Below are 3,312 nucleotides of genomic sequence, written 5' to 3'. Positions count from 1 at the left end.
CCCACCGTAGCCGGACCCCGCCGACCACCGCGAGCCATTTTCCCGCCCCCCCGTCACGCAGCCAGCGTCATCTCACCCAGCACAACCGTGGGCCGAGGCACTTGGCGAAGCCGTAGTTGAGGTGTAGATGCAATCCCAGACACCGAAGCGGCCCTACCGGAAAAAGCCTCCGGCAGGGCCGCTTCAGAGTCTCTGCAGACGTATGGGCGGCGTTTCTAGCCGATTACCGAATCATCTCCGCATACACTTCATCATAAAGGCCTGGGTCCATCGCGAGATGGCGCTGACTGTCTACATAGAAGGCGTCACGACGATAGCACTCATTAAACACCTTAACCATCTGCCCAAGACTGGCGAATTGAATTTCCGTGGATTCTCCAACGAGAACACCGGCTACACGGGCAGGCTGTCCCGGCTGCCAAACGGCCGCATAGATGTCTCCGCCCGCACCCGCGAGAACTGGGATCCAGTTCTCGCCAAGGACAGGGTCCCCGCCGTAGGTCTCCTTGCTTTCCACCGCTTCCTTCAAAGACAGTGGAGCATATCCCGGGATCACATTGATGTCGTCTTGAACCTGACCCTGCTGAAGCGCAACCCCGTTGCACCACCCAAACCAGGTCAACACCTCCCCAGGGGGAAGCTGGCCCATCAACGCCTCAACCTGGCCCGGATCCAGGCCCGGCACGAGCCAAGAGACCACCGGCCGGGCCATCTCGGTGAGCTGGCCCACCAACGCTTCAAGCTCGCTCGACAACATCCCTGCACTCCCTTCCGTCATTGCCTACGCACATAGCACTGGTCGCCATCATTGATTCCGTTATCCCTCAAGAACGGCCTAGTGAATCTGGCCCATGTGCCACATTCTCGTTTCTCGGAATCAGTCGAGCGTTGCCCCGGAGCCACCTTCATAGGTTGATGTGAATGGAAATTCCTCCCATGACATTCCCCATGCGAGAGTGCCAGGGCGAGGAACTCCAGCCTGCGCCGCGTTCCGATTGGCCCGAATAGCCGAGCGGCCCGTCATCCGCGTGACAATTGGACTCACTCCATTGGCAAGCGTATTGGTGAAGTTATCAGCGACCCCCGGATGGGCGGACGAATCTATCTCGTGCACCGGGAGGATGCTGGTCTCGCCCGACGAGTCCACCGCGAAAACGCGCGGACACGTATTGTGCACCAGGACCGGCGTAGTACCTGCCAGCACATGGTACGTGTGCTATGTGCTGCCTCTACCTGCTTTTTCGCAGGTCAAGTGCGGTTTGCTGGTCCGGTGAGGTGCGTGGCTGTCCGTGGTTGCGCGGGGTTGTTGCCGTCGCTACTGCCGCCGGCCGATTCAGCTCAGGTAGGTCGGGTAGTACCGCCGCAAACCGCCGTCCTCTCCGACACCGACCTACATCCACTCCGTGCTCAAGTCCGTCCTGGAGCACGCCGTCCGCGAGGAGGAGATCACGCGCAACGTCGCCCGCAGCGTCCGCACCGGCACCCCACGGCCCCGACGCTTCGAACCTCTCACCGCCGACGAAGCCCGCCAGTTCCTCACCACCGCACAAGGCCACCCGCTGTACGCCCTGTTCGAACTCGCCCTGCACACCGGCCTCCGCAAGGGCGAACTCCTCGGCCTCCACTGGGAAGACCTCGACCTCGACGCAGAAACGGCTTCCCCGCCAACGACGGGTCAACCCACGACGACGGCGACGACCCACCGCCGTGCGGAGCCACCGTCCACTGACGTTGCCGTCAACTACTGCCGTCAGACACCCCGGAGGCCCCACTGGGGGCAAACTCCGGCGGGGCCTCTGGCACATTTCAGGGACGGTCAGGTGTTTTGACCTGCACGCGATATCCCGAAGGCTCGCCGAGATCCTCCGAAGTCGGGGTTCGCGTCCCCACGCACGCGAAAATTTTAGCAGAATCAGCCATGCCGCTGTCCATTCATCTCTCCGTGAACCCACTCGATACACTCAGGCCGATCGCCGGTTCCGAGTCGACAGAACTCCTCAAGCGCGGCCCGAACCCGATCGAGCGGCAGAGCGCTTATGGGGTCAAAGAAATACGGAACTCCAGGGTCGGACACGACGCGCGGATCGAAATCAGGAGGACTCGAGTTATCGGAAACCCAAATGTGTTCCGAAATACCATCTTTCGTCACACGCTCTTGAGTTGCGAACCAAACGAGCCCGCCGTAACCAGTCTCCGAGTTGACCGCGACCTGAAGGGTGTTATCAGGCCACCAGTCGCGGACGGACTCCGAGTGACGCCCGTCCGCGAACATGAGTGATGCAACCTCTCCCGGACTGATCCGTGCCTGGTCACGACGCTCTGATCGCAGGTTCTCCATGACCTCGGCAACTATCTCAGCCTTTTCCGACCGGCTTTCTGCATGGTAATAGCGACCATGTATCACTGCATTCAGAATCACGGTGCAACGGCCTCTCCGAGAATAACTGCCGACTCCGATGCGCCAGGGTACTATACGGTCACAGTTGACCCTTCAGGCAGGATTGCCCTAATTGCGCTTCGGCACCCATGCATGCCGCCGCACACGCCTTCAGAGTTATTCATGACAACCGTTGCATCGGTTATCCCATTTTGTCGCATCCACACTGCATGTTGGGATTCAACATGCCGTGACACCGGGTAACGCGCAGCCCTTGGATTAATGGGGGCTCCATGCTGCCTGAGGTATGTATCGGCAGCCTCAACGAGATCGCTGCTGCAGCCAGCTTCTATCTCGCCGTGGATGGCATTTCCTGACGAATCGAAGATCCGACCGGTCGTCACTCGCTTAAGTGCCGACGAGGACGCACTGGGCGGTGCCCGCCCCCGCTCGTGCTGATGAGCCGCCCTTGCCGAGGAGTTTCGAGCCCGCGGCTTTGATGCTCTTGCCGATCGCCTGGCCGGCGGCGGTCTTGGCGAACTTGCCGACGGCCTTGCAGGCGAGTTTGCCGACGGCTCCGCCAACCACGGCCCCGGCCGTTCCGCCTCCTGCTCGGCACCCCCGACGCCAACGGAGACACCATCCCCGACATCTGGGCCGTACGCTCCGACGGCTCCGTACGCTTCCACCCCGGCAACAGAACCTCCCTCACCGGGACCGGAACCGAAATCATTGCGGCATCCATCTGGTGGAAGACCCGCCAGACCATCGGCTGACCCGACCCACACCAACGAGAAGCCAGAAACATCCGCCACACGTAGTCGCCCCAACACGGCCCGGCGCACAACGCGCCGGGCCGCCCCTCGGAGCCCACGCGACTGTCCGAACCGTACAAGGACGTCGCCCCGAGCGTTATGCCCACCACAGTCGGGCGC

General features: G+C 61.7%; 5 protein-coding genes and 1 pseudogene. 1 reads left to right on the top strand and 5 read right to left on the bottom strand.

Annotated elements, in window-relative coordinates; translation table 11 throughout:
* Window positions 1-223 precede the first annotated feature (223 nt).
* On the bottom strand, window positions 224-757 hold the full coding sequence (locus BFF77_RS24390) for an SMI1/KNR4 family protein (RefSeq protein ID WP_066953442.1): 534 nt from the start codon (window positions 755-757) through the stop codon (window positions 224-226).
* Between the two features lie 120 nt (window positions 758-877).
* A complete protein-coding gene (locus BFF77_RS38250) occupies window positions 878-1,045 on the bottom strand; it encodes a NucA/NucB deoxyribonuclease domain-containing protein (protein ID WP_425424425.1) in 168 nt (55 codons plus the stop codon).
* A gap of 337 nt (window positions 1,046-1,382) precedes the next feature.
* On the opposite strand from BFF77_RS38250, the pseudogene BFF77_RS37085 reads away from it, so the two are divergent.
* Window positions 1,383-1,724 (top strand): annotated as a pseudogene (locus BFF77_RS37085) (site-specific integrase); the annotation flags it as partial.
* Window positions 1,725-1,912: 188 nt separating this feature from the next.
* On the opposite strand, the gene BFF77_RS33585 reads toward BFF77_RS37085, so the two are convergent.
* The 3 genes from BFF77_RS33585 to BFF77_RS35840 form a co-directional block, all read right to left on the bottom strand.
* Complete coding sequence (locus BFF77_RS33585) at window positions 1,913-2,338, bottom strand: Imm1 family immunity protein (protein WP_079125453.1); 426 nt, start codon at window positions 2,336-2,338, stop codon at window positions 1,913-1,915.
* Between the two features lie 131 nt (window positions 2,339-2,469).
* The gene (locus BFF77_RS38245; protein WP_169922719.1) at window positions 2,470-2,781 is read right to left on the bottom strand and encodes a DddA-like double-stranded DNA deaminase toxin; all 312 of its coding nucleotides are present in this window, start codon (window positions 2,779-2,781) and stop codon (window positions 2,470-2,472) included.
* A 4-nt stretch (window positions 2,782-2,785) separates the two neighbouring features.
* Window positions 2,786-2,965: a hypothetical protein gene (locus tag BFF77_RS35840; RefSeq protein ID WP_066953438.1), complete on the bottom strand. Its 180-nt coding sequence runs from the start codon at window positions 2,963-2,965 to the stop codon at window positions 2,786-2,788.
* Window positions 2,966-3,312 lie beyond the last annotated feature (347 nt).

It is taken from the genome of Streptomyces lushanensis, assembly GCF_001700515.1.
GTDB lineage: Bacteria > Actinomycetota > Actinomycetes > Streptomycetales > Streptomycetaceae > Streptomyces > Streptomyces lushanensis.
The sequence above is the reverse complement of the archived record's forward strand: the minus strand, read 5'-3'. Positions and strand labels throughout refer to the sequence as shown.